The organism is Thiovibrio sp. JS02, assembly GCF_053485635.1.
Map to the genome: position 1 here is coordinate 1799405 of NZ_CM130715.1, position 24784 is coordinate 1824188.

At 60.0% G+C, this 24784-nt stretch carries 23 protein-coding genes; 4 read left to right on the forward strand and 19 right to left on the reverse strand.

Going from position 1 to position 24784, the window contains the following annotated elements:
• Window positions 1–12 precede the first annotated feature (12 nt).
• The 12 genes from ACUUL3_RS08365 to ffh all read right to left on the reverse strand — a co-directional run bounded on the left by ACUUL3_RS08365 (window position 13) and on the right by ffh (window position 9034).
• Entirely contained in the window at window positions 13–1767 is a 1755-nt protein-coding gene (locus tag ACUUL3_RS08365) for a tetratricopeptide repeat protein (protein WP_448556329.1), read from the reverse strand.
• Window positions 1768–1825: 58 nt separating this feature from the next.
• Window positions 1826–2437 (reverse strand): dTMP kinase, encoded by a 612-nt coding sequence (gene tmk, locus ACUUL3_RS08370; RefSeq protein WP_448556331.1) that lies wholly within the window; start codon window positions 2435–2437, stop codon window positions 1826–1828.
• 12 nt (window positions 2438–2449) lie between these two features.
• Window positions 2450–3487: a 4-hydroxythreonine-4-phosphate dehydrogenase PdxA gene (gene pdxA, locus ACUUL3_RS08375; protein WP_448556458.1), complete on the reverse strand. Its 1038-nt coding sequence runs from the start codon at window positions 3485–3487 to the stop codon at window positions 2450–2452.
• Window positions 3488–3498: 11 nt separating this feature from the next.
• On the reverse strand, window positions 3499–3876 hold the full coding sequence (locus tag ACUUL3_RS08380) for a YraN family protein (protein ID WP_448556333.1): 378 nt from the start codon (window positions 3874–3876) through the stop codon (window positions 3499–3501).
• The gene (locus ACUUL3_RS08385) at window positions 3873–4523 is read right to left on the reverse strand and encodes a ribonuclease HII (RefSeq protein WP_448556335.1); all 651 of its coding nucleotides are present in this window, start codon (window positions 4521–4523) and stop codon (window positions 3873–3875) included. Before ACUUL3_RS08385 ends, ACUUL3_RS08380 begins: the two co-directional genes overlap by 4 nt.
• A gap of 174 nt (window positions 4524–4697) precedes the next feature.
• Window positions 4698–5045, reverse strand: a complete 348-nt coding sequence (rplS, locus tag ACUUL3_RS08390; protein ID WP_448556337.1) for a 50S ribosomal protein L19 — start codon at window positions 5043–5045, stop codon at window positions 4698–4700.
• Between the two features lie 64 nt (window positions 5046–5109).
• Window positions 5110–5703: an RNA methyltransferase gene (locus ACUUL3_RS08395; protein ID WP_448556339.1), complete on the reverse strand. Its 594-nt coding sequence runs from the start codon at window positions 5701–5703 to the stop codon at window positions 5110–5112.
• Entirely contained in the window at window positions 5700–6476 is a 777-nt protein-coding gene (trmD, locus tag ACUUL3_RS08400) for a tRNA (guanosine(37)-N1)-methyltransferase TrmD (RefSeq protein ID WP_448556341.1), read from the reverse strand. Before trmD ends, ACUUL3_RS08395 begins: the two co-directional genes overlap by 4 nt.
• Before the next feature lie 67 nt (window positions 6477–6543).
• The gene (gene rimM, locus ACUUL3_RS08405) at window positions 6544–7092 is read right to left on the reverse strand and encodes a ribosome maturation factor RimM (protein ID WP_448556343.1); all 549 of its coding nucleotides are present in this window, start codon (window positions 7090–7092) and stop codon (window positions 6544–6546) included.
• Window positions 7093–7098: 6 nt separating this feature from the next.
• Complete coding sequence (locus ACUUL3_RS08410) at window positions 7099–7329, reverse strand: KH domain-containing protein (RefSeq protein ID WP_448556345.1); 231 nt, start codon at window positions 7327–7329, stop codon at window positions 7099–7101.
• Between the two features lie 6 nt (window positions 7330–7335).
• Window positions 7336–7581 carry a 30S ribosomal protein S16 gene (rpsP, locus tag ACUUL3_RS08415; RefSeq protein WP_448556347.1) on the reverse strand — a complete coding sequence of 82 codons (246 nt, stop codon included), beginning with the start codon at window positions 7579–7581 and terminating at the stop codon, window positions 7336–7338.
• Between the two features lie 88 nt (window positions 7582–7669).
• The gene (ffh, locus tag ACUUL3_RS08420) at window positions 7670–9034 is read right to left on the reverse strand and encodes a signal recognition particle protein (protein WP_448556349.1); all 1365 of its coding nucleotides are present in this window, start codon (window positions 9032–9034) and stop codon (window positions 7670–7672) included.
• Window positions 9035–9636: 602 nt separating this feature from the next.
• Between ffh and ACUUL3_RS08425 the strand changes: the two genes are divergently transcribed.
• Together ACUUL3_RS08425 and ACUUL3_RS08430 are read left to right on the forward strand one after the other, a co-directional pair.
• Window positions 9637–10458 carry a PEP-CTERM sorting domain-containing protein gene (locus tag ACUUL3_RS08425; RefSeq protein ID WP_448556351.1) on the forward strand — a complete coding sequence of 274 codons (822 nt, stop codon included), beginning with the start codon at window positions 9637–9639 and terminating at the stop codon, window positions 10456–10458.
• 358 nt (window positions 10459–10816) lie between these two features.
• Entirely contained in the window at window positions 10817–11509 is a 693-nt protein-coding gene (locus ACUUL3_RS08430; protein WP_448556353.1) for an outer membrane beta-barrel protein, read from the forward strand.
• Between the two features lie 89 nt (window positions 11510–11598).
• Here ACUUL3_RS08430 and fabD read toward each other — a convergent pair whose 3' ends face one another.
• The 4 genes from fabD to ACUUL3_RS08450 form a co-directional block, all read right to left on the reverse strand.
• Window positions 11599–12540 carry an ACP S-malonyltransferase gene (gene fabD, locus ACUUL3_RS08435; protein WP_448556355.1) on the reverse strand — a complete coding sequence of 314 codons (942 nt, stop codon included), beginning with the start codon at window positions 12538–12540 and terminating at the stop codon, window positions 11599–11601.
• Between the two features lie 59 nt (window positions 12541–12599).
• Window positions 12600–13076, reverse strand: coding sequence for a signal peptidase II (lspA, locus tag ACUUL3_RS08440; RefSeq protein WP_448556460.1), 477 nt, complete (start codon window positions 13074–13076; stop codon window positions 12600–12602).
• Between the two features lie 17 nt (window positions 13077–13093).
• A complete protein-coding gene (gene ileS, locus ACUUL3_RS08445) occupies window positions 13094–15886 on the reverse strand; it encodes an isoleucine--tRNA ligase (protein WP_448556357.1) in 2793 nt (930 codons plus the stop codon).
• A gap of 157 nt (window positions 15887–16043) precedes the next feature.
• On the reverse strand, window positions 16044–16226 hold the full coding sequence (locus ACUUL3_RS08450; RefSeq protein WP_448556358.1) for a hypothetical protein: 183 nt from the start codon (window positions 16224–16226) through the stop codon (window positions 16044–16046).
• Between ACUUL3_RS08450 and ACUUL3_RS08455 the strand changes: the two genes are divergently transcribed.
• Together ACUUL3_RS08455 and ACUUL3_RS08460 are read left to right on the forward strand one after the other, a co-directional pair.
• Window positions 16225–16983: an ATP-binding protein gene (locus ACUUL3_RS08455; protein ID WP_448556360.1), complete on the forward strand. Its 759-nt coding sequence runs from the start codon at window positions 16225–16227 to the stop codon at window positions 16981–16983. The genes ACUUL3_RS08450 and ACUUL3_RS08455 overlap by 2 nt on opposite strands.
• A gap of 240 nt (window positions 16984–17223) precedes the next feature.
• Window positions 17224–19107 (forward strand): flagellar hook-basal body complex protein, encoded by a 1884-nt coding sequence (locus ACUUL3_RS08460; RefSeq protein ID WP_448556362.1) that lies wholly within the window; start codon window positions 17224–17226, stop codon window positions 19105–19107.
• 576 nt (window positions 19108–19683) lie between these two features.
• Here the strand turns inward: ACUUL3_RS08460 and ACUUL3_RS08465 are convergent.
• From ACUUL3_RS08465 to ACUUL3_RS08475, 3 genes are read right to left on the reverse strand one after another with little or no spacing between them, the layout of a single operon-like run.
• Complete coding sequence (locus ACUUL3_RS08465; protein ID WP_448556364.1) at window positions 19684–22158, reverse strand: flagellar hook-basal body complex protein; 2475 nt, start codon at window positions 22156–22158, stop codon at window positions 19684–19686.
• A 42-nt stretch (window positions 22159–22200) separates the two neighbouring features.
• On the reverse strand, window positions 22201–22872 hold the full coding sequence (locus ACUUL3_RS08470; RefSeq protein ID WP_448556366.1) for a flagellar hook assembly protein FlgD: 672 nt from the start codon (window positions 22870–22872) through the stop codon (window positions 22201–22203).
• Window positions 22873–22890: 18 nt separating this feature from the next.
• A complete protein-coding gene (locus ACUUL3_RS08475) occupies window positions 22891–24702 on the reverse strand; it encodes a flagellar hook-length control protein FliK (protein WP_448556368.1) in 1812 nt (603 codons plus the stop codon).
• Between the last annotated feature and the right edge of the window lie 82 nt (window positions 24703–24784).

Here is a 24784-nt window from a genome sequence, read left to right on the forward strand (position 1 = left end):
TTACCGGCCGCTTCATTTGCCTTTGTCGTCCAGGCCGCCGCCGGCGGGCAACGCATCAAGCTTACCCCGGACGACCGCCTTTTTCTCCTCCTCCTGATACAGCTCGATGGATTTCGTATAGGCGTCGCGGGCGCCGTCATAGTCGTTGTTCTTCGCATGGGCGTCGCCGAGGTGTTCATGGATGGTGGGATCCTCCGGGGACATGCCCACGGCCTGCTCCAGAGCCTCCACGGCCTTGGCGTATTCCCCCAGCTTGTAGTAGACCCAGCCCAGGCTGTCCCGGACAAAACCGTCCTTGGGCAAAATGGAAACCGCTTTTTCGATATATTCCCTGGCCTGGTCGAGGTTTTTCCCCTCGTCGGCCCAGCTGTACCCCACATAGTTCAGGGCATGGGCATGCTCAGGGTCAAGTTTTAAAACCTCCTCCATCTGTCGCAGGGCGGCGGGGATGTCGTTCATCCGGTGGTGCAGGAAGAGGGCATACTCGTAATAGGGCGCCGCGTCTCCGGGGAAATCGGCAAAGGCCTTCCCGTACACCTCGCCGGCTTTTTCAGCCTTTCCCTGCTGGTGATAAATATCGGCCAGGGCCACGTAAAAATTCAGCACCCGGCTCGCCGGATCCGCCATGGCCTGTCGCAACACCTTTTCGGCCCCGCTGAAATCCTTTTCATCCTGCAGGATCCGAACAAGCATCAACAACGACTCCTCGTAGGCATGGTCGCCCGGCTTGACCTGCTGGAGAATTTTCTTGGCCGCGGCCAGATTTCCCTGCTGATAGTAGGAAAGGATCAGCATGGAGCGGGCGCCTTCCGCCTTGGGGTTCTTCTTGAGAATGGCCTTCAGGCGCCTGACCGCCTCGGCGTACTGCTCGTTGTCGATAAGGATGCGGCAGATGGTGAGATCGATCTTTTCGGGATCCGTGCTTACGGCCCGCAACTCTTCAAGCTCCTGCAACGCTTCGGGCAGCTTGTTCTGTTTGAGGTAGACCGTGGCAAGGTAGCCCCGGGCCCGCTCGTCCGCCGGATCCTCCTCCAGAATCCGTCGATAGAGGACAATGGCCTCCGCGAACCGCCCCTCCTGCTCATAAAGATCGGCCGCCTCATAGGCCAGCAGCGGCGACCAGTTCAGGACAAGGGCCTTTGCAAAGGCTTCCGAAGCCTGGGGGTAGAGGCGCATCTCCTGATAGAGCTTGGCCAGATAATAAAAGCCTGCATAGGAGTCCGGATTGGTGGCGACCAGATTTTCCAGGACCTGCCTCGCCTTGTCGTACTGGCGGAAACGGGCATGGAGCCCGCCGAGGAGCAACATCACATTGAAATTCTGCGGCTCCTCGGCAAGGATGGCGTTATAAATGGCCGCCGCCTCTTCCGGCCGCTCCATGACACTGTACAGATTGGCGAGCAGGGCGCGGGCCCCGGTATCCTTCGGGTTTTGCGCGATGATCTTGTTGATCCACTCGATGGCCTGGTCCCGTTGCCCGGTTTTGATGAGGAGCATGGCCAGGGAGCGCATCACATAATCGGCGCGCCGGTCGCAGAGCAGCGCCTGCTTATAGGCATAGACCGCCTCTTCGAGGCGGCCTTCAAGTTCCGCGGATTTCCCCCAGAGGAAGTTGAAGTAGGAGCAGCCCCTGTCCAGGGCCTCGTCGTACGGCTCCAGTTCCGCCGCATAGGAAGGCTGGGCCGGCCCCACCTCCCCCTGCATGGCCGGAGTGCAGGAAAGGCACAACAAGGCCAATACCGGCAAAAACAGAAGGCGTTTCAACATACGGCCTCTCCCCTGATTCCCAAAAGCGGTTGCGTTCCATCGATCTGCACGGAAATTCTCATTTTCCATTCGCCAGCAGCGGCGCCACCTGTTCCATGATCTTGGCATGTACGCTTTGCGCATCGCCGCTGCCGTCGATGCGCCGGATATACTCCCCGTCCAGGCCGGCAAAAATCTCCGCCACCCTGGCCAGCATTTCCTCCTGTTCGAAGTCGTTCAGGCTCTCCCCCCGCAGCTTCTGGACCCGATGCACCCCCAGGGCGACCGGCGCCTCCAGCATGATGACCAGATCGGGCCGCGGGGCGAACAATTCGTTGGCAACGATGATCTGGCCAGGATCGTGGCCGGCCGCGCCCTGATAGGCGGCAGTGGAAAAATAATACCTGTCCGTGAGCACCACCTCTCCCCTGGCCAGGCCAGGCGCGATCACCTGCCGCACATGTTCGCGGCGGTCGGCCAGAAAAAGCGCCAGTTCCTCTTCTGGAGTAACACTATTCCTGTTTTTATACAACCGTCTGATTTTCTGGCCGTACTCGCCGTCCGTGGGTTCCCGGGTTTCCACCACGCTGAAGCCGCGACCACGCAGGGCTTCCGCCAGCAGACGGATCTGGGTTGTCTTGCCGGTGCCATCGATGCCCTCAAAGGCAATGAGCAGCCCTTTCTTTCCCATGCCGGTCACACCTCATCTTCCGTTGTTTTCCTTAGCGGTCGCAGCCGATTTTTTTCTGTTGGCGGCTATCTCAGCGGCCATGAAAAAGGCGGCTGAGAGGCTGGCCGAAGATGCCAGCCCCCTGCCGACAATGTCATAGGCCGTGCCGTGGTCCACCGAGGTGCGGACAATGGGCAGACCCAGGGTAACGTTGACCCCGTCGCTGAAATGCAGCAGTTTGAAAGGGATCAGCCCCTGATCGTGATACATGGCGACCACCGCATCGTACCGCCCCTGCACGGCCTTATGAAAAACCGTGTCCGGCGGCAAAGGTCCTTCCACCTGCCAGCCGAGCCGGCGGGCCGCCGCCACTGCCGGAGCAATGATCCGGACCTCCTCATCGCCGAAGAGACAATTCTCGCCGGCATGGGGATTGAGGCCGGCCACCGCCAGGCGCGGCCGCTGCAGGGCAAAGTCGTTGCGCAGAGCCTGGCCGGTGATGGCGATCATCCGCAGCACCGCCTCCTCGCTTACCGCGGCGGGCACCCTGGCCAGGGCCTGATGGATGGTGACCAAGGTCACCCGCAGCTTGCCGCCGGCCATCATCATGGCATAATCTTTTGCCTGGCAGAGATCCGCCAGCATTTCCGTATGGCCCGGATAATCATAGCCACCAGCCCTGAGCGCCGTCTTGCCGATGGGACAGGTTACCATGGCGGCAAGCTCGCCCGCCCGCGCCAGCCGGACCGCCTCTTCGATATAGCTCCCCATGGCGCGGCCGGTTTCCGCGGTGGGATTTCCCCAGCCAAGGTCGTCGGGCAGGGCGGAGAGGGAAAGCACGTTGATCGCGCCGTGCCGCCAGGCCCCCCCGGGTTGCCAGTCAACGACGATCTCGCGGGAAAGGCCGAGCTGGACGGCACAGCGGCGCAGCACCCCGGCATCGCCGAGAATCACGGGACGCAAAGTCTGAGCGGGGCCGGCCCCGGCCAGAAAACGGAGAATGATCTCCGGGCCGATGCCCACCGGGCAGCCCATGGTGATGCCGATGGGCACGGCTTGCGTTTCAGGTATTGTCACGGCGGTCACACTCCATAACTCAAATCGAAGGCATTACGAATCAGCTCGATTTCCGGGGAGGAATCGGCGGGAATGGTGACGGCGACCACATCGAATCGGGCATCCTGCCCTTCCCTGCCCGTTTCGCCGAGATACTGCAAGGCGGCCTTGGAGATCTGCCGGCATTTGGCCGGAGTGACAGCCTCGGCCGGATGCCCGCACTGATGGGCGCGGCGGGTTTTCACTTCGACAAAGACCACCACCCTGCCCTCCTCGGCAACGATATCGATCTCGCCCAGCCGGGTCCGGTAATTCCTGGCAAGAAGCCGGTAGCCGAGCCCCGCGAGAAAGCGGCTGGCAAGCTCCTCTCCCGCCTGCCCCAGGGACAGTTTTCCGCTCTTCATTTTCCGGTCAAACATTCCCGGACCGGAGCGAAACTCTGGCGATGGATGGGACAAGGCCCATGTTCGCGGAGAAGCCGAAAATGTTCGGCCGTGGGATACCCCTTGTGCCTTTGAAAATTATATTGGGGATACTCCGCGTGATATTTTGCCATCAGGGCGTCCCGCCGTACCTTGGCGACGATGGAGGCAGCGGCGATGGAGGCGCTGCGGGAATCTCCCTTGACCAGGGCCTGCTGGGCAATGGTCACCGGCGCGGGAAACTTGCCGTCCACCAGCAGAAAATCAGGGACGACCGCCAGGGATTCCACCGCTTTTTTCATGGCGAAAAGCGATGCCTGCAGAATATTGAGCCGGTCGATCTCGGCGGCGGTAACAATACCAACGCCAATGACGGCTCCGATGGCGACAAGCTCGCTGGCGAGTTGCACACGGACCTTTTCGTTAAGCGTTTTGGAATCTTGAAATTGCTGATACTTACAGGAGGAAGGCAGAATCACGCAGGCGGCGACCACCGGCCCGGCAAGGGGACCACGCCCCGCCTCGTCGGTGCCGGCGACAATGGCATACCCTTGAGTCTGAAGGGAACGCTCGATGGCGAAGGTATCATCCCCGGGAGCATGGGGCCACAGTCTTCTCGCCTTTGCCAAGACGCACCACCTCTCGCAACCACGCAGAAGGGCCCGCCGCTGCCGTTATGATTGAACGGCTACCCGGTGTGAAAAAAGGAGGGCCACGGCAAGCCATGGCCCCATATCATGCGGCTACAAAACCCCAGGAGCAGCTGCGGCCCTGCCGCCACTGTTCCTGGCGATTGCCAAAAATCAGCTGAGGCCTTTCTCTCTGATCCTGGCGGCCTTGCCCTTGAGTTCGCGCAGGTAGTAGAGACGGGAACGGCGGACACGGCCTTCGCTCACCAGCTCGATCTTTTCCACGCGGGGAGAGCTGAACGGAAAGGTCTTCTCGACGCCGACGCCATGGGAAATCTTACGCACGGTGACGCTGGCGCCCACGGTGCCGCGACGGCGGCGGATAACAACGCCCTGGAAGATCTGAATCCTCTCCTTGTTGCCCTCAATGATGCGGATATGCACCTTTACGGTATCACCGGCCCGAAAATCGGGCATGTCATGCCGCATGTTCTCTTTTTCAATCTGCTCGAGTACGTTCATAGCTTTTCCTTACCTCTTGTTAACGGATTCCACGCGGGCCATTATACACGCCCTGATTTTTTTTTCAATGTTTACCCAACAGTCTGTCCAGGACGATGGCGGCGGCCGATCGCACGGACAGATGATTATACTCGCCAAAACCGGCAATGGGTGGCAGCAGCGCATCCACTCCGGCAAAAACCTCCGGCGCCATGCCCCAGCCCGTACCAAAGAGAATCAGCACCGGCTCCCCGGCAAAAATCGACTGCCGCAGCGCGGTAAAACTCCGAGTCCTTTCCTGGTGTCTGGCACTGGTCGCCAGCACCGTGGGTCTTTGCCGCCATTTTTCCCCGACCAGCCCGTACACTTCGGCCAAATCCGCACAGACCCGCACCAGGGCGAGAGCATCCTTCCGCTTGCGGTTGTAAGTGGCCCCATACCCCGTCTGCCAATGGTCCAGAATATCGCGAACCAGTTCCTGCTGATCGGCAAAGGGGGTGACGATGTAAAGGGTGTCGATCCCGAAGGTGCGTCCCGCCCTGGCAATATCATGCAGGTCAAGGTTGGTCACCGCCGAACCGATGGTTTCCCCGTTCTTGTTGGTGACCGGGTAATGCACCAGGGCCAGATCCACGCGAAAATGTCCGTGATCGGCGCCGTATACGTTCTCTTCCGTCACTTGGCTTCCGGTCGGCCATCCCAGCCGACCTCCCGCAGCCTGGCGACGAGGCCATGCCGCTCTAAAATCTTCAATTCCGCCGCGCTGAAGCGCATGCCCGGCGCCAGATCCGGCCTCTTGGCCAGGGTCCGCTCCACCGAGACGATGAGCCGCCAGCGGCCAATGGCCGCGTGATCGCCGGAGAGAAGCACCTCCGGCACCTCCGCCTCTTCAAAAACCCTGGGCCTGGTATATTGCGGGTACTTCAGGCCGCCGCGACTGAACGTGTCATACTCGGCCGAGTCGGCGCAGCCCAGAACCCCGGGCAACAATCTGGTGACGGAATCGATCAGCACCAGGGCCGCCAGCTCGCCGCCCGTCAGGATATAATCGCCGATGGAGATTTCCTCGTCGACGTAATGGGCGGCAAAACGTTCATCCACCCCTTCATAGCGACCGCAGACAAGGAGCAGCCGGGCACAACCGGCCAACTCCTCGGCCTTGGCCTGGGTGTAAGGCCGACCCTGCGGGCTCAACAAAACGACCCGCCCTTTTTCCGGACCTTGTGCCTGCACGTCCCGCACCGCCGCGGCCAGAGGCTCCGGCTTCATCACCATGCCTTCCCCGCCGCCAAAAGGGCGGTCATCGGTCATGGCGTGTTTGTCAAGGGCGTAATCCCTGACATCGTGGGCGACGATCCGCACCTGTCCGGCCTGCTGGGCCCGGCGGATTATCCCCTCCTTGAGGGGAGAGTCCAGCAACTCCGGAAAAATCGTGAGGACATCGAATCTCATCCTGGACAGTTCCGCCGGCAAAGCCTTGCCGCAAAAAAGGGGCCGCTTTGCCAAAGGAGAAAGCGGCCTACCTGTTTAATTCCAACAATCCCGGCGGCGGGGTGATCACGAGGGCCCCGCCGTCGGCGGCAGGGCCGGCAACGATTTCGGCAACCGCCGGAATCAGATATTCGCCGGCCGGGCCGGTAACCACAAGAATCTCCTGCGACCCGGTCGACAGACGTCCACCGACCTTGCCAATCTCCCGGCCATCATCGGTGCGCACCGTCATGCCGTCCAGTTCGTGCCAGTAGTAGATCCCCGGCGCCAGCGCCGGCAGGCTCTCCCTTGCGACAAGCACTTCCCAGTTCCGCAGGGCCTCGGCGCCGTTCCGCTCCGAAAGCCCAACAAGCCGAAGAATGGCAAGATTGGCCAGACAGCGGCTCTGGGCAATCTCAAAGGAAACGGTCCGCCCCTGCCGCGGCTCGACCAGCGTTATCCGCCGGTAGCCGGAAAAATCGCCGGGCCGGCCGGAAAAGGGGTAAACCTTGATCTCGCCTTTGATGCCATGCGCCTTCACGACCTTGCCGACGGCTATCTGCCCGTCGCGGGAAGGTCCGAGATCGCGGATTTCCAAGAAATCCTACTCCATGATCTCGAGGCGGGCCTTCTTGTTGTCCTTGCCTGCCGCGGCGGTGAGCAGGGACCTGATGGCCCTGGCCGTCCTGCCCTGCTTGCCGATGACCTTGCCGAGATCGTCCTTGGCGACACGCAGCTCAAGGACAACGGTGTCTTCGCGCTCTTCCTCGGAAACCTGCACTGAAGCGGTATCGTCCACCAAGGAGGAGGCGATAAAAGTTACCAGCTCTTTCATTGGCTCTTATTCCGCGGCAACGCCCTTGGCGAGCAGGCTCTTCACCGTCTCGGTGGGGGTGGCCCCTTTGGCCAGCCACTCGTTGACGCGCTCCTGCTTCAGGATCACTTCGGCGGGCTGCTTGCAGGGATCGTAGGTGCCGACCACTTCAAGGAACTGCCCATCACGGCAGGCCTCGGAATTGGCTACCACGATGCGGTAAAAAGGTTTCTTCTTACGGCCCATTCTGGTCAAACGAATCCGTACAGCCATGTTTTCATTTCCTCCTGATACGTTTCTCAGCAAACATTTTTGCCCCAAAGGCGAAAGCCCGCTGAATCTCTGTTCTCTTGTAAACCGACTATCGAAAAAGCCCTTTGGGCCGCTTCCGTTTCTTCTGGCCGCCGACAATGGCCCCCAGGCCACCGGGCTTGCCGCTCATCTTCTTCATCATCTTGAGCATCTCGGTGTAGCTCTTCAAAACCTTGTTCACATCCTGCACCGAGGTGCCGCTGCCGTTGGCGATGCGGACCCTGCGATTGGCATTGATCATGGCATGGTTCCGCCGTTCCTTGCTGGTCATGGAGTTGATGATCGCCTCCACCTTGACCAGCTCCTTCTCGTCGGGCTTGGGCATATCCTTGATCTGCTTGATCCGGTTCAAACCGGGGATCATGCCCATGATCTGCTCAAGGCTGCCCATCTTCTTGATCTGCTGGATCTGATCGCGGAAGTCCTCCAGGGTGAAGCCTTCCTTTTTCAGTTTCTTGGCGAGTTTTTCCGCCTTTTCCTTATCAACGGCAGCCTCGGCCTTTTCGATAAGGGTGAGCACGTCGCCCATGCCCAGGATCCGGGAGGCGATACGATCCGGATGGAACGGCTCCAGGGCATCGAGCCCCTCGCCCATGCCCACGAACTTGATGGGCCGGTCGGTTACCTTTTTGATGGAAAGGGCGGCACCGCCCCTGGCATCGCCATCCATTTTGGTAAGGATCACGCCGGTGATGGCGAGATCCTGATTGAACTTGTCCGCAACCGTCACCGCGTCCTGGCCGGTCATGGCGTCGGCCACGAAAAGGATCTCCGCCGGGTTGACCTCGGCCTTGATCCGGGCCAGTTCGGCCATGAGTTCCTGGTCCACATGCAGGCGGCCGGCGGTATCGATGATCAGCGTATCATGGCCGCCACTCTGCGCGGCGAAAAAGGCCTGCTTGCAGATCGCCACCGGGTCCTGGGCCGTGGTGGAAGGATGCACCGGCACCCCGAGGCTTTGCGCGAGGATGGTGAGCTGATCAATGGCGGCCGGGCGGTAGACGTCGGCCGGCACCAGATACGGTTTGCGGCCGCGCCCCATGAGCATCCTGGCCAGCTTGCCGGAGGAGGTGGTCTTACCGGAACCCTGGAGACCGACCATCATGATGACGACGGGCTGCCGGCCCCCGAGTTCAAGGGCGGCGGTCTGCCCGCCCAGCAGTTCGACCAGCTCGTCGTGGACGACCTTGACCACCTGCTGGCCCGGCGCCAGACTGCCGACCACTTCCTGTCCCACCGCCTTCTCGGCGACAGAGGCGACAAACTCCTTGACGACCTTGAAATTGACGTCAGCTTCCAGAAGCGCCATGCGCACTTCGCGCAGGGCTTCCTGGATGTTCTCCTCGGTCAGTCTGCCGTGGCCACGGAGCTTCTTGAAAACGTCATTGAGGCGGTCTGATAAATTCTCGAACATGGACAAACTCGTTTTATATCAACAGAATCCCGTCGGGCCGCTGCGCCGGAAACAGAACAGACATTTTGCCACCCGAACATCGGCGGCCTCTTGACAGTCCGTTTCACAAGGGGCTGTCAGCACTGCACGGCGGCGGCTTCCGGCGGCAAGCGCGCATGATCCCGTAGCAAGGACGAACCCCTCCCTTCTCCGGACCGGAAAACGGACAAAGATACTTGGATCTCCCCCCCTTGTCAAGCAACAATTAGCAAGGACCCGGGACACATCCCGCCCCGCGAAAACACGCGGCACATTCCGGACAAAGCATTTACCGGCGCGAATCCCATGGGGCTTTGCCAGGACCACCGCAATTCCGTATTCCCGGAATAGATTTCAGGAGATGGAAAAACGGAAAATACTGTCTTCTCAAGAAGTTACACAGAAATAATGTTCGGATTTCCGGATTTCTCGACAGAAGTCGTCACACCCCGCCCAGACCAGGAAACAATCAACAATTTGATTTTATTCAACAAAAAAAACATGGCATGCTCCTTGCTTAACCTTCAGACAAAAACCATGACCACCAACCCAACAACACACATCTCCTTGATGGAGAAAAAAACATGAAAACCAAGCTGATCCCCTCTCTTCTCTTTTTGGCCCTTTTCTGCTCCGCGGACAAGGGAGATGCCCTGCCCTGTTCCGTGGACGGCTCACTCAGCGAATACGGCATAAGCTCGGCGATGCTGACAGACAAAAATCAGGCCTTCGGCCCTGAGAACAACTTTGTCTCCACCAACGGCAAGTATTACGACGCCTGGGCCTACGTGAACCCCGGCTATGGCGGCCAGGCATTTGACGCGGAAGGCATCGGCGGGGCAACCGACGGAGGGTATCTTTATATTTACCTGATCACCGGCTTTGACCTCACCTCCCCAACCGGCGTCGCGGGCTGGACAGGAACACAATACCTCGCAGGCGACATCGCCATCGACACCGACCGCAACGGCACCTATGACTACGGTCTCGATGTCTACAGCGGCGACCTGATCGCGGCCACCGACTGGACCCTGCCCAGCCCCTATCCCCAGTCAACGCCGTTTCAGGCCATCGGTTCCGTGAGCCAGGCCGACGTGGAGCGGACCGTGCAGGGTGTGCATACCGACGCCACCTATGTGAACGTGCTCGACTCCGGCGGCGGCGCAACCTGGTATACCGGCAATCCGACTTACGACCGCTGGATCTTTGAGGCGAGAGTTTCCTTGAGCTCTCTCGGTGTCGATCCGGCGACGGCATCCAGCATCATGCTGCACTGGACCATGGGCTGCGGCAATGACGAGGTGGAAGGACAGGTTGACCACCAACCGGTATCGGAACCGGCGACCATGCTGATGTTCGGCACCGGCCTCATCGGCCTTGCCAGACTCAGAAGGATGTATTTCTAGCAGGTTGCTGAAAAAGCCGTCCCGGCTTCATTACAATGACGATCCCGGCGTGGATCGCCCGCAGGCTGCCCCAAAACCCATTTCAAACAGCCTGCACGCCCAGCCCGACGAAGGCGGCCGAACCTCCTCCCCCGGCCGCCTTCTCCTTTTGCGGCGCCCGCCGACCCGGATTATTCCGGACGCACTCCGCTTTCCCCAAACCGGCTCCACCCGCGGCCAGTCGTGCTGCCCGCCGTTTTCCTGAAATTATTTCTTAACTTCCAGCAAGTTACATATTGCCTAACGACCGGATTTACCGTAGAATAGCTCCCCGGCGCCTTGCGGCGAAAAAACAACATCAACAAAAAGGAGAACACCAATGAGGGGATTGTTTACCAAATTGGCGGGAATCACCCTGACGGGCAGCCTGCTGCTCACCGGCGCGGGACAAGCCTTTGGCCAGGAATTGAGCGACGCACCGGAAAGCAGATGGTACATCGGCCTGGGCTGGGGGGAGGCGACCCTGGACAACAGCGTCTCCGGCATGACCGGCACCACGACCCTGGATGAAGATGATGACGGCTACAAGATCTTTGCCGGGTACCGCTTCACCAAGACCATTGGCCTTGAGATCTTTTATGCCGATTTCGGCAAAGGCTCGATCCGGGCAAACAGCGGCGACACCTTTGTTTCCGAGAATGTTCTCTGGACCGTGCTGGCCGACGATGTCGAGATCCGAAACGAAATGAAGTCCTCCGGCCTTGGCCTGGTGCTTTCCTGGCCGCTGAGCTATGTCAGCGAGCAGCCTGTTCTGAAGCGGATAACCCCCTTCATCAAAGGCGGCGGCCATTTCTGGGAAAGCGATGTCAATATCGGGGTCGGCGCAGTGGATCAGGCCGCGGGCGACACCGACGACTTCGGTTTTTACTTCGGCGGCGGACTGAACGTCGATCTCCATCGCAATTTCGCGATTCGGATGGAGTATGAGCACTTTGACACCGAGCAAACCCCTTACAACTGCTTCATCGACAATGTGGATTATATTTCCGGCAGCATAATCTACCAGTTCTGACTGGCAAAGATGGGCAAGCCCCCAACAGAAAAGGCGGCCGGGGAGAACCCCCGGGCCGCCTTTTTCGTGTTCTCAAATTACCGGATTTTCTAGAGCGCTTCCAGAAACGCGGCAAGCCCTTCGGGATTTTCCACCTGAAAGCAACGGTGCTCGTAGTCTGCCGGAATAATCTTTTTCAGCAGCCCGGTGAGCACGTTCTTGGGGCCCACTTCAACAAAGACCCGCACTTCCGCGGCCATCAGTTTCTGGACGATCTCGTACCAGCGCACCGTGGAAGCGATCTGCTCGGCCATGATCCTGCGGATGGCCGCCGGATCATCTTCGACATCGGCAGTGACATTGAAAAGAATCGGGGTCTGCGGCTTTTTGAAGGCAACCCTGGCCATGACCGCTTCAAAATCGGGCACCGCGCCCTTGATCAGCTCGCTGTGCCAGGCGCCACTCACCTTGAGGGGTATGGCCTTGCCGCCCTTTTCCTTGACCAGTTCGGCCGCGGCATCAAGGGCCGCAGCCTGGCCAGAGATGACGATCTGCTCCGCGGAGTTGTGGTTGGCAATGGTGAGCTTGCCCTTGGTCTGGGCAGTAGCGACGATCTCCCGCACCGCCTCGATGGGCAGCTTCACCACGGCATGCATGCCGCCCGGATTTTTATTACCCTCCCGCTCCATGAAACGGCCGCGCTCGGTGACCAGGGCCAGGGTTTCCTCGGCGCTCAGGACACCGGCCGCGCAGAGAGCGCCATATTCCCCCAGGCTGTGGCCGGCGAAAAAGGCCGGCTTCACCCCGGCCCTGGCCAGAGCCTGCCAGCAGATGAGGTTCATCGCGGTGAGAGCCGGCTGCAGATGCACGGTGCGGGTCAACTCCTCCATGGGCCCTTCCATGCAGAGCTTGCTGACAGGGAAGCCGGAAGCCTTTTCCGCCAGGGCCATGAGCCCTCGGGCCTCGGGGTCCGCGTCGAGAAACTCCTTGCCCATGCCGAGAAACTGCGAACCCTGACCGGGAAAAATCACTGCTATCTTTGCATCCGCCATGCCTTTACCTCTTGATATCGTTCAACAATGATGGGTTCCATTACCTCAAAAAAGCCCCTTCACTTCTCCGCGCCCGCCGGCGGATGAAGGATGCTGCCCAGGATAAACAGGGCCACCCCGACGGTGATTGCCGAATCCGCCACGTTGAAGGCCGGCCAATGGTGGTGCTTGACGTAAAAATCCAGGAAATCCACCACCGCGCCGAAGCGCAGGCGGTCGATGAGATTCCCCACGGCGCCGCCGGCGATCATGCCGATGGCGTGGGCAAAGATCCTGCCCTGGTCGCGGAACTGCCGGTAGGAAAAAAACATGATCACGAGCGCCACCAGGGCCACGCCCACGAAGAAAACCTGCCGCCAGAGACTCTCCTGGCCGGCCAGCATGCCGAAGGCCGCCCCAGTGTTGGTCAGGTAGGTGAGATTGAAGAGCCCCGGGATGACGGGCTTCAACTCGTAGAGATTGAAATAGGCCATGACCAGGGCCTTGCTCAGCTGATCAAGGACAACGACCCCCCCTGCCCAGAGCAGGGGAACCATGGGTGAGGATTGCTTTTTCAAATCGCCTTCACCACGGTTGCGCAACGAGTGCAAAGGCCGGGGTGATCGCCGTCATGGCCAACGGTTTCGGAACGCAACCAGCAACGCTCGCACTTTTCACCGCGCGCCGGCCGCACCAGAACGGAAAGGGCGGGCAGTTCGGCACTGACAAAGCCCTCTGCCGGCAAGGCATCCACAAGATCAAGGCCGGAAACAATGGCCACGGCGGACAAGGTTTCCCAGTTGGCGGCCAGAAACTCTTTCAGCTCACCCGTGGCCGCCACCACCACCTCGGCCTCCAGGGAATGGCCGATCACCTTGTCGCGCCGGGCGATCTCCAGTGCCCTGGTCAGCTCGGAGCGGACCTTCAGAACCCGATCCCATTTCTCAGCCAGATTTCTGTCGCCGGTCCGTTCCTCTCTCACCTTGGGAAAGAGGGCGACAAAAACGTTTTCCTCCCGCAGCTCCTTGCCGGGGAGATATTCCCAGGCCTCGGCCGCCATGAAGGTAAGCACCGGCGCCATCAACCGCACCAGGCCGTCGGCGATCTCATAAAGGGCGCTCTGCGCCGCCCGCCGCTCCTTGGATTTGGCTGGCAATGTATAGAGACGGTCCTTCAAAACATCAAGATAAAGGGCGCTCATGCTCACGGTGCAGAAGTTGGCGAGGCCGTGAAAAACGGGATGAAACTCGAAATTCTCATAGGCCTTGAGCACCCTGATCTTCAGAAGTTCAAACTGGTAAAGGGCCCAGCGGTCCAACTCATCCATCTCGGAATCGTCCACCCCATCGACGGCCGGATCGAAATCATAAAGGTTGCCCAGGATGAAGCGGACGGTGTTTCTGATCTTGCGGTAGGCGTCGGCAAGCTGGGTCAGGATGGCATCGGAGATTTTGATATCGTCCCGGTAGTCCTCGGAGGCGACCCAGAGGCGGAGAATCTCGGCCCCGTACTTCTTGATGATCTCCTCGGGGGCAATGACGTTGCCGATGGACTTGGACATCTTCTTGCCCTGGCCGTCCACGACAAAACCGTGGGTGAGAACCCCCCTGTAAGGCGGAATCGCCCGGGTACCCACCGAGGCCAGGAGCGAACTCTGGAACCAGCCGCGGTGCTGGTCGCTGCCTTCAAGATAAAGATCGGCGGGGGCGGCAAGCTCATCGCGCTCCTCTAGAACCGCGGCATAGCTGACCCCGGAATCGAACCAGACATCGAGAATGTCCTCCTCCTTGACGAATTCGCCGGCGCCGCACTTGCCGCACCTGGCATCGGGCCCGATGAAATCGGCCAGCTCGTGGCTGAACCAGGCATCGGCCCCTTCCATGCTGAAAAGCTCGGTGATGCGCTCCATCACCTTCTCGTCGTTGACCACCTCGCCGCATTGCTTGCAGTAGGCCACGGTGAGCGGCACCCCCCAGGCACGCTGGCGGGAAAGGCACCAGTCCGGCCGGTTTTCCACCATGCCGTAGATCCGCTCCATCCCCCACCTGGGAATCCAGGCCACCTTCCTGACGGCGGCCAGGGCCTTTTCGCGCAGGCCATTGGCCTCCATGGAGATGAACCACTGCTCGGTGGCCCGGAAGATAACGGGCTTCTTGCAGCGCCAGCAATGGGGATAGCTGTGGGAGAGCTTCGTCTCCTTGATGAGGGAGCCCTGCCTGGCCAGATCCTCGTTGATCAGCTTGTTGGCCTCAAAGATGAAGAGGTTGGCGTAGGGGCCGGCCTCGGCGCTGAAACGGCCGTCGCTCTCCACCGGCGAAAGCACGGGCAGATTGTAACGGATGCCGGTCAGATAGTCCTCGCGGCCATGGCCGGGCGCGGTATGCACGCAGCCGGTGCCGGTATCCAACGTTACATAGTCGGCAAGAACCATGAGAGATTCGCGCTCGAGAAAGGGATGGCGGCATTTTTTGCCCTCCAGCAGCCGGGCCGAGAAGGTGGCGACGATCCGGTAGTCGCTGATACCCCAGGCGGCAAGGGCCTGCTCGACCAGCCCTTCGGCCAGGATCAGAAACTCATCCCCGACCCTGACCGCGGCATAGGTGAAATCCGGATGAAAGGCCACGGCCAGGTTGGCGGGCAGGGTCCAGGGCGTGGTGGTCCAGATCACCGCGAAGACCTTTGCGCCGGCCAATTCCGGGATCTCGGCGCCCAGATCGTCGGCGACCTGAAACTTCACGTAGATGGAGGGCGAGGTGTGATCGTAATACTCCACCTCCGCCTCGGCCAGGGCGGTCTGGCAGGAGGAGCACCAGTGCACCGGCTTCTTGCTGCGGGTCACCGCGCCGGAAAGCAAAAAACGGTTGAACTCGCGGGCGATGCTCGCCTCATAGCGATAATCGATGGTGAGGTAGGGATGCTCCCAATCGCCCAGGACGCCCAGGCGCTTGAATTCGTCCTTCTGCCTCTTGATCCACTTGCCGGCATAATCGCGGCAGGCGGAGCGGAAGGCGATCTTGCCGATCTCGCGCTTTTTCGGGCCCAGCTCCTTGTCGACATTGAGCTCGATGGGCAGGCCGTGGCAATCCCAGCCCGGCACGTAGGGGCAATGGAAACCGGCCATCCGTTTGGATTTGAGAATGATGTCCTTGAGGATCTTGTTCAAGGCATGGCCCATGTGGATATGGCCGTTGGCATAGGGAGGACCGTCGTGCAGGATGTAGAGAGGCCGGCCCTCGGTTTTCTCCTGAACCCTGGCATAGAGGTTGCCTTCCTCCCAGGCCCTGAGAAACTCCGGCTCCCTTTGGGAAAGGTTGGCCTTCATCTTGAAATCCGTCTGGGGCAGGTTGAGTGTCGCCCGGTAATCCATGGGTTTTCTCCCTATCAAAAAACATTGCGCGCTTTGTCGGCTGTATCGGAACATCCCTCAAGGGGAGAGGGCGGAATCCTCGTTCAGGTCAAGCGGATAAGCATACCAGCTCGCCCGCAACTTGCAAGGGTAAAATAGCCGCGATTCCACGCTTTTCTCACCTTGCCGCGCCTTTGGGTTTGACAATCCCCACCCTGCTTTCTATAGTTAACGGATTGGCTGAAAAATGCTTCGTTCCGACGGCAATACGCGGGATTTCCCCCAACTCTGCAAATAAAACCCGTTTCTTCGCCCCCTGCGCCTTTGCCTTCAAGATCCTCTTTGCGCTGGAGAAAAACATGCCCAAGATCATTGCCCTGGCTGGCAAGGGTGGGGTCGGCAAAACCACCATTTCCGCCCTGCTCATCAAATATCTCACCGAAAAGAATCTGACCCCGGTGCTGGCGGTGGATGCCGATTCCAACGCCAACCTCAACGAACTGCTGGGGCTTACGGTCGCCACCACCATCGGCCAGATCAGGAAGGAACTCAAGGGCGACATGCCCCCCAACATGACCAGGGACCAGTACATGGAGATGAAGGTGCACCAGTCCCTGGTGGAAGCCAGCGGCTTCGACCTCATGGCCATGGGCCAGCCGGACGGCCCCGGCTGCTACTGCGCCGCCAACCAGCACCTGGCCATGACCATGGATCACCTGGCTGACAACTACAAGTACATCCTGGTGGACAACGAGGCGGGCATGGAACACCTGAGCCGGATGAACTTACGAAGCATCGATTACCTGATCGTGGTCTCCGACCCCTCTGCCCGCGGCATCATGACCGCCAGGCGCATTGCCGAACTCACCGGCCCCCTGGCCATCGAGGTGAAAAAGAAATGCCTCATCGTCAACCGGGTGCCGGAACCGGCAAGCGAAGAGCTGATGGCCAAAATTCAAGAGGCGGTGGAATCCACCGACATGCCCCTGGGCGGCCTGCTGCCGGCCAGCAGCGAACTGGTGGGCCAGGAGATTGCCGGCAGATCCTACCTCGAACTGAGCCGGGAGGTTCCGGCGGTTCAAAAGGCCTTTGCCATCTTCGACGCCTTCCTCCCCTGAAAAACGCGATACTTTCCCAAGAAGGGCGACCGGCACCCCGCCGGTCGCCCTTCCCTCTTCACTCCCGGCTCTCTTTGTCCCGGGAATTTTTTTCCCAACCGCCTCCTGCGCGGCAATCGGGAAACACTGCTATCCATCCGTAAGCAAAGGAGAAACTGCAAAAAATCAACACATGGCACGTTTGTTGCTTATATTCGCTGCAGTCATCCTGTATCCGGAAATTACTGCGCGAGGCGAACAATGAACCTGCTAGGCTCCTTCTACAACGGCATCAGCGGCGTCAATGCCATGGGCCAAAAGCTCAATGTCACGGCAAACAATGTCGCCAATGTCAACACCAACGCCTTCAAGGCCGGCCAGACCCAGTTTGCCGACATCCTGGAAACCACCATCAACGACCTTTCCTTTGGCCACGGCGTCCAGCTTGGCAATATCGGCACCTCCTTTTCCGCTGGCTCGCTGGAAAGCACCAGCAAATCGACGGACATGGCCATCAACGGCGCCGGGTTCTTCCTTTTGCGGGATCCCGAAGATACCACGGCGGCCACTTACAGCCGCAGCGGCAACTTCAATCTGGTGGAACATTCGGGCGCCGAGCCCAATGCCTACAATCTGGTGACCCCCACCGGGCAATTCGTGCAGGGCTACAACTTAAGCGCCAGCACCTCGCCTTCGACCGTCATTGACGATATTCTGATCAAAAGCACCTCGCCCCAGTCGGCGACCGGCCATGTGGAGCTGATCACAAACCTGGACAGCGATCCGGCCCTGCAGGAAGCCGCGAGCGTCTCCCTGTTCGAGAGCTGGGACGGCAGAACGTCGCCGCCAATCGCCGCGGACAATTACGACTACAAGTCCAGTATAAAAATCTATGGCCCGGGCAAGGAGACGGACCCGATCACCGCACCCTCCTACGCCTATGACCTGACCATCTATTTCGACGGCACCAGCAACGCCAACGAAAAAGAGTTTCTCATCACCTGCGACCCGCTCCTCGACCAGAGGCTGACCGATGGCGGCGGGCGTTACTCCTCCGCGGCCGACAAGGGCGCCGGCGCCCTTCTCTACGGGGTGCTCCACTTCACCAGCAACGGCGACCTGAGCGACATCCAGTGCTGGGACGTGCCACCCGACGGCAATGTCGCCCCGAGCGACACCAACCAGATCAGCCTTGGCCGGGGCGAATCCTTTTTCAGCTTTGACTACAACTTCGACCCCTCGGGCGCGAATAACAGCTCGACCATCAGCTTCGGCAACACTCCGAAACCGCAGGCAACCACCAGCATAGGCGGCGCCTACCGCGATGAAACGGCGGCGGAGCCCATCAGCGCCACGACAAACTGGAACACGGTCTTTGACTCCCTGGGCAATCAGGTTCAGGAAGGCGACATCATCCACTTCCAGGGCAGCACCGGAGAGGGCAACCCGGTCAGCTATTCCTATACGGTAAATTTTTCCCAGACGGTATCGGATCTTCTCGCCGGCCTTGAGGAGCAGTTTGCCTGCCAGGCCACGATAAGCAACGGCAAACTCACCCTGACCGACACCGAGGTGGGGGAAAGCCGGCTGGCCATTGATTCCATCTCCTACAGCAATAGCGCCGGAGAGACTCCGGCCACCAATCCGGATCTGGCGCAGATCTTTGGCAACCAGGATTCGGCCTTCGTCGTGGATACGGAAAACCGGTATTACGGAGGCGGCCTGGCCACCACCAGCTACGCCACCCCCTCCACCACCATCTCCCAGGACCAGAACGGCTACGGCAAGGGACGGTTGCAGGATATCTACCTAGATTCCCGGGGTGTCATCATCGGCCAGTACTCGAACGGCCAGAACCTCGACCAGGCACAGCTGGTGCTGGCGAATTTCACGAACCAGCAGGGCCTGCGCGCCGAAGGCAATAACAGCTTTGTCGCCACGGCGGAGGCCGGCTCCGTTGTCCTCGGCACCTCTGGCCAGGGCTCATTCGGCACCGTGACCAACAACAGCCTGGAGATGTCCAATGTCGATCTCGGCCGGGAAATGGTGGACATCATCACCACCCAGCGGGCCTTCCAGGCCAACGCCAAGAGCATCTCCACCACGGACGAGATCTACGAGAAGCTGCTGCAGATGGTTCGTTAAGCCGATCCGTTGGCAAGCAATACAGCAACCCTCTCCAGATAATCCTTTCGATAAAAACATACTCAAACCACCACTGCGGCAGGGACAGGGATATCCCCTCTCCCTGCCGCAGTGGTGTCGAGGGCCTGGCCAGGATGCCTGGAACCGCCGGGCGGGATCATCCAACCTGATCCCTCGCCCTTGCCCATCCTTGCCAAACGCTAAAAAATTAAGCGACCCACTCTTTCCTTTCCGCGCCGGCGTCCCTCCCTCCCTTCCTCCTCCACTCCACCCTCAACAGCGCCCCAGCCTCCCCCCCGGACTTACCCCCAATCGAGCCACAGGCACCAAGCAAATCCACACGCGCAAAGAGCAAGGCCATCCCCGGCCGGAGTAAACCTCCATCGACAATGCTGCACGGCAAATCGCCAACCGCACACAAGCAAAAGTCAGGCGGCTCCATGAACAGGGAAGGGGAAACGGTGAATACTCCGACGGCAGCCTGCTGAGAACTGACAGCTAAAAAAAAGCCGGCGGCTCGGAAGGGGATGTCCGAACCGCCGGCCCAGGTTGGGGTGTGGATGCTACAGGAGACTGTTACCGCTTGATGTTGATCAGATCCGCCAACATCTCATCGGTGGTGGTGATTATTTTCGAGTTGGCCTGGAAGCCGCGCTGGGTGGTGATGAGCTTCACGAACTCGGTACCGAGGTCCACGTTGGACTGTTCCAGCGAGTTTGGCGAAATGGAACCCAGGCCGTTGGTGCCGGGCGCGCCGGTGACCGGCGCGCCGGACTCCGTGGTTTCCCGGAAGACATTACCGCCTTCCTTCCTGAGACCGGCAAGGTTGTTGAAGCTGGCCAAGGCGACCTGGGCCTTTTCAAGAACCTGGCCGTTGGAGTAGTTGCCGGTAATAACGCCGGCAGGGTCAACCGAGACCGACTGCAGGAAACCGGCGGCAAAACCGTCCTGATCCTGAAAAATGGTGGTGGAGCTGTTGGCGTACTGGGTGGTGGAGAGCGCCTCGGTATTGAAATCAAGGCTCACCGTGTCGCCGGATCTGCTGCCATCCTCGCCGCTGGTGTCGGCCGCGGTGGTGATAAAGGTTCCGGTCCCGAAAGGCGCGGCCCCGGAGGCGACGCCGGTATAGTCGATGGAGGTCACCTCAAGCTGACTCGAATAGCCGCCGGTGGCGACCTCGTCAGCCCGGCGGTCGGTGAGGACCAGACGGCCGGCGCCGTCGATGCTGGCCTCCGCGTCAAACTGATCCTCAAGCCAGGTGAGCAGATCGCGAACCGTATCGGTCGGCGAGGTCAGGGGCGGGCCAAAACCCACGCCGCTGGTCGTATCGCCCACCGTGAAGGTGGCGGCCACGGGATTGCCGCTGCTGCTGACACCGTTAAAGACGATATCGTCACCGGCGGCCAGGACGTTGCCGGCCAGATCATAAACATTGACCAGCAGGGTGTCTTCGGTGATCACCGGCACATCGCCGCCGGGGTTGTTCACCGCGCGCTCGGTGGAAACCACCTGCTGCTTGGTGGTGCTGACATTGAAGGTGTTGAGGACGGTCGGGTCGCTGACGTCGCAGACACCGAAGGGATTCACCGTGCTGGTGGGACCGCCGCCACCGACATCGAAGTAGAAGGTGGTGACCGCGAGCCCGCTGGGGCCGGTGGTGTCATCGGTCATGCGGATGCGGCCGGCGGCGTCGATGGTGCAGGTGCAGCCAAAGGCGGTGTCCATGGCATCCAGGAGATCCTGCACCTTTTCCGTGGGATCCAGATCATAAAAATTGGTGGTCGGGTCAACATAGGTTCCGTCGTTCATATAGCCCCCGAAGTAAACCCGGGCGGGCGTGGTCGAATCGACCACCGTGCCGGAGGAGCTGTCGTAGACAGAGGTCCAGAGGGTTTCCTTGGTGATGGGGGTGGTGCCGCCGGCATTGGAGGAGGCGCCGGTGCCGCTCACCAGAATCTGGGGAACGCCGGTGGTCTGGCCGCTGTAACGGGCGCCGAGGTTCAGCTCGATCATCTGGTTGGTGGTGGCGCCGGTGAAGTTGGCCGCAAAGGAGTAGTACTGGTCGGTATTGGACAGCACGATGCGGTTGGTGTTCTGGGCAGGATCCACCGCGCCGTCCGGCGGCACGTTCCAGGCCCAGATGTTGTCGATGGCGCCGGAGGTGGAAAAATCGATCACCCCGTAGAGCAGGGCGCCTGCCCCCTTATGGTTCACATAGTTGTAGGTGGTGTCCGGAGTATAGATGGAAACCTCGTCGTTGGTGCCGTCCAGGCTGCCCGCGTCATCGAGACCGTCGGAAAGAACCCGCTTGTCCTCCATGGGCTCGCAGGCGACCAGAAACTCCCACTGGTTGTCCTTGGTGGTCCGGTCGAAATAAATGGTGACATCGTGACTCGCGCCCTTGGCGTCATAGATCTTGATGGCGGTGGTGTACTCGTAGGCATTGACGTCAATGGGCGCCGAAGGTACGACCGCGGCGGCGTTTCTGCCGTCCCAGGCATCGAAGAGGCGTGTCTCGATGGTCTCGTTGGTCTTTCTCGAATCGACGTTGGCGATGACTTGGATGGCGGTGGTTTCCACCGGCGGGGTGGACTTGCCCAGGTTGATATCGCCGATGGTGCCCTCCACCTCGCCGGAGACCGGATCAATGGTCCAGCCCTGGACAAAGCTGCCCGAAGGGTTGATCAGAAAGCCCTCCTTGTCAAAGCGGAACTCGCCGGCCCGGGTGTACATGTCCGCCTCGGCGCTTTCCGGCGCCCGCAGCATGAAAAAGCCCTGGCCGCCGATGGCAAGGTCGGTGGAGCTTGAGGTGGACTCAAAGGAGCCCTGGGCGAAAATACCGTCGATGGTGGTCATGGTCACACCACGGCCGACCTGGGCGGTACCCGCCGCCGTGGCCACGTTCTGGGAAAGAACGTCCTGAAAGGTGGCCCGGCTCGATTTAAAGGCGACGGTATTGACGTTACTGACGTTATCCCCGAGCACACTCATGGCGTTTCCCATGGTGCTGAGCCCGCTGATGCTTGCATACAATGAACTTGATACACCCATATGCTACCTCCTGTTACCTTGCTTCCACGTTATTCCCCTGAATCACTTCACCACGAGGACATCGCTGACATTCATGCTTATATGGTTATCCACGCTGACCCGCGCCACGCCGGAGTCGAACTGAACCCCGGTAACCCGGCCGGTGGTGCGGTAATCCACATCGATCTTCTGGCCCTGACTGTTGAGGGCATTCACCTTGTAGGTGTAAAGCCCGTCGGGAACCGTCTCCCCGTTGGGGTTTACAGCGTCCCAACTCAACTCATGCGTCCCTGAGGCGGCATAGCCGACCTTGACCGTATCGACCATCCTGCCGGCGGCATCATAGATCTCGATGCTGCAGGTGTCGGCGGCGTCGGCCAGGGTGAATTCGGTGCTGGTCGTCTTGCCGTCCACCACGCCCATGCTGTTGCCGTAGCCCTGAACCTCCTTGTCGATGAGGGTCAGAAGCTGCAGGTTATTCTGGGAGGTCTGGTACTCGAGCAGCTTTTCCATGTTGTCGCTCATCTTCATGGTGGCTTCCATGTTGGAAAACTGGGCAAGCTGGGAGGCCATCTCATAGCTGTCCATGGGCTCCAGCGGATCCTGGTGCTGCATCTGGGTGATGAACAGGGTCATGAAATCGTTGCGATCCAACGAGGCCTTCCCGACCGGTTCCGGCATGAAAGAAGTCGTGGCGGTGGGGACTCCTGAACTTGTGCTGTCGATGGTGCTCATTTTTGTTCCTCGCTTTCCTTAGGCAAAAAGATCCACGCCGTTCTCGTTAAGACTTCTGCCACTTCCGCTCTGGTACAAAACGTCCTCGGGCAGGGCCGCGGGATGGCTTACCTTGCGCAGGCCCACCCCCTGTTCGCGCCAGGAGGCCTGAAACTGCTGCCAGGCTTCATTGCCCTCATTCTGATTATTCACGGAAACCATGCACTCACCCAGGACAAATCCCTGTTTTTCCATGTTTTCCTTGAATTGCTCCATGTTCTTCTCAAGCACCTCCTTGACCTTGGAGTTTTCCATGGCAAAGGAGACGGCAACCTGTTCGTCGCGGACCATCAGCTCAACCCGCACCTCGCCCAACTCCTTGGGATAGAGCTTCATGACCAGATGGTGCTCGTTGTTGCGCAGGCCCTGCAGAACCCCCTGGGAGAGCTGGGCAAAGGTGTCCTGCTGGAGACCCGGCGGCAGGTTGGCGATGTGTACGAACGGCCGGGAAACCTGGGCCGCCGCCCCACTGGCGCCGCCTGCTTCGTTTTTCGCCGTTGCCGCCGCACCGGAATGAAGGACGCCACCCTCCTCGCCCATACTGTCGGCAGCAAAGGCGGCGCTGTCGTACTTGCCGTCGGGGCCGGCATTCTTTTCCCCGGCCAGGGCCGCATCCTTTTTCGTCTCGTCGCCAAGAAGCGACTCGGCCTCGTCCAACCCGGAAAGAACTTCTTCCCATGTCTCGCCTTCGGCGTCAGCCTCAAGGTCGGAATTTTTTTCCTGCTGGGCAAACTGATTGCCCTGCCGCAGTTTCACCTGGGCAAGATCAACGCTTTCCAGCAATTTTTCAAAAACAGAGACCACGGCTTCCTGCACGGCAGGGGTCCAGCCCATGTCCTTGGCCGCAAACCCGGACTGATTCAAAACCTCCTGCAGGTCGGCGAGGAAGGAAGGAAGGTCGGCCTGGAGCCGATTCGCCTTCACATCCTTGACCGCCTGGTTCAGAAGATTCTGAAGACGTTCCAGACTCATGGTTACCGGCAGCCCTTCCGCCTCCGCATCAAGCCAGCTCGGGACCAGCTCCGGCAGCAGGGATCGCTGCATGGGTTCGGAAACACCGGCGCCGGCGAGCATCTCCTGCAGTTGCTCCGCCTCAACCTGGGTCAGGGTGGTGGTTCCTTCCCCCTGCAAATCCTGCAACCCGGCAAGCAGTTTCTCAAGATCAAGGCTATTGTCGCCACGTACGGCGGATTCGCCCACCTTTGCCACCTCGGTGGCGGAAGCGCCCAGCCGCTCAAGAATGATCTGCAGAAGAGGCAGATCCGTTTCCGGAGCGCTAACGGGGTTCGTGTCCGAAAGGGACTCGAAGTGGCGGGCAAAGGTGTCGAGAAAATCAACCAGGCTGAACGCCCCGTCCTGATTCTTCATTTTTTCCATGAGCACGGCGAGTTCGGCATCGCTCATCCCCGCATCCGCGGCAATTTTCTGAATAAGCGCCGCATCCGGCACCGAGAAGGACCATTCTCCAGGCCCGGAATCCCCATCGGCGGTGGCGGCGTTTTTCAATTCGGCGACAAACTGGGCAAGAAGCGCCGCGATATTCGAAGCGTCCTGCCCGTCCTCTTTTGCCGCTTGCCGGGCCTCGTTCCTGCCCTCTGCCGAAGAAGAGTGTGCCTTTGCGTTGGCCCTATTGGCGCCAAGAAGGTTGTTTTTCTCCTGACGCTCGTTGGCCATCTTCTTTTCCATATACCTGGAAAATTTTGACACGGGCTCGGGTCTGCCCTGGTTCTTCACCTCAAGGGGGGAAACCTTCTGCTGCGCCGGAACCAGGGGGATCATCAATGCATCCACTGGAAATCCTCTTTTCTGGGGGTTGATCTTCAACGACTCTCCAGCCTGAAACACACTTGCCAACCCGATAAAGCAAGAGGCG

What these genes read in the sequence shown, in the direction of transcription:
- ACUUL3_RS08460 (WP_448556362.1), top strand. Translation starts at nt 17,224, where the DNA reads ATGAACCTGCTAGGCTCCTTCTACAACGGCATCAGCGGCGTCAATGCC.
- ACUUL3_RS08380 (WP_448556333.1), bottom strand. Translation starts at nt 3,876, where the DNA reads ATGAAGAGCGGAAAACTGTCCCTGGGGCAGGCGGGAGAGGAGCTTGCC.
- ACUUL3_RS08455 (WP_448556360.1), top strand. Translation starts at nt 16,225, where the DNA reads ATGCCCAAGATCATTGCCCTGGCTGGCAAGGGTGGGGTCGGCAAAACC.
- ACUUL3_RS08425 (WP_448556351.1), top strand. Translation starts at nt 9,637, where the DNA reads ATGAAAACCAAGCTGATCCCCTCTCTTCTCTTTTTGGCCCTTTTCTGC.
- ffh (WP_448556349.1), bottom strand. Translation starts at nt 9,034, where the DNA reads ATGTTCGAGAATTTATCAGACCGCCTCAATGACGTTTTCAAGAAGCTC.
- rplS (WP_448556337.1), bottom strand. Translation starts at nt 5,045, where the DNA reads ATGAACGTACTCGAGCAGATTGAAAAAGAGAACATGCGGCATGACATG.
- ACUUL3_RS08365 (WP_448556329.1), bottom strand. Translation starts at nt 1,767, where the DNA reads ATGTTGAAACGCCTTCTGTTTTTGCCGGTATTGGCCTTGTTGTGCCTT.
- ACUUL3_RS08470 (WP_448556366.1), bottom strand. Translation starts at nt 22,872, where the DNA reads ATGAGCACCATCGACAGCACAAGTTCAGGAGTCCCCACCGCCACGACT.
- trmD (WP_448556341.1), bottom strand. Translation starts at nt 6,476, where the DNA reads ATGAGATTCGATGTCCTCACGATTTTTCCGGAGTTGCTGGACTCTCCC.
- tmk (WP_448556331.1), bottom strand. Translation starts at nt 2,437, where the DNA reads ATGGGAAAGAAAGGGCTGCTCATTGCCTTTGAGGGCATCGATGGCACC.
- ACUUL3_RS08450 (WP_448556358.1), bottom strand. Translation starts at nt 16,226, where the DNA reads ATGTTTTTCTCCAGCGCAAAGAGGATCTTGAAGGCAAAGGCGCAGGGG.
- ileS (WP_448556357.1), bottom strand. Translation starts at nt 15,886, where the DNA reads ATGGATTACCGGGCGACACTCAACCTGCCCCAGACGGATTTCAAGATG.
- ACUUL3_RS08410 (WP_448556345.1), bottom strand. Translation starts at nt 7,329, where the DNA reads ATGAAAGAGCTGGTAACTTTTATCGCCTCCTCCTTGGTGGACGATACC.
- fabD (WP_448556355.1), bottom strand. Translation starts at nt 12,540, where the DNA reads ATGGCGGATGCAAAGATAGCAGTGATTTTTCCCGGTCAGGGTTCGCAG.
- lspA (WP_448556460.1), bottom strand. Translation starts at nt 13,076, where the DNA reads ATGGTTCCCCTGCTCTGGGCAGGGGGGGTCGTTGTCCTTGATCAGCTG.
- ACUUL3_RS08465 (WP_448556364.1), bottom strand. Translation starts at nt 22,158, where the DNA reads ATGGGTGTATCAAGTTCATTGTATGCAAGCATCAGCGGGCTCAGCACC.
- ACUUL3_RS08430 (WP_448556353.1), top strand. Translation starts at nt 10,817, where the DNA reads ATGAGGGGATTGTTTACCAAATTGGCGGGAATCACCCTGACGGGCAGC.
- rpsP (WP_448556347.1), bottom strand. Translation starts at nt 7,581, where the DNA reads ATGGCTGTACGGATTCGTTTGACCAGAATGGGCCGTAAGAAGAAACCT.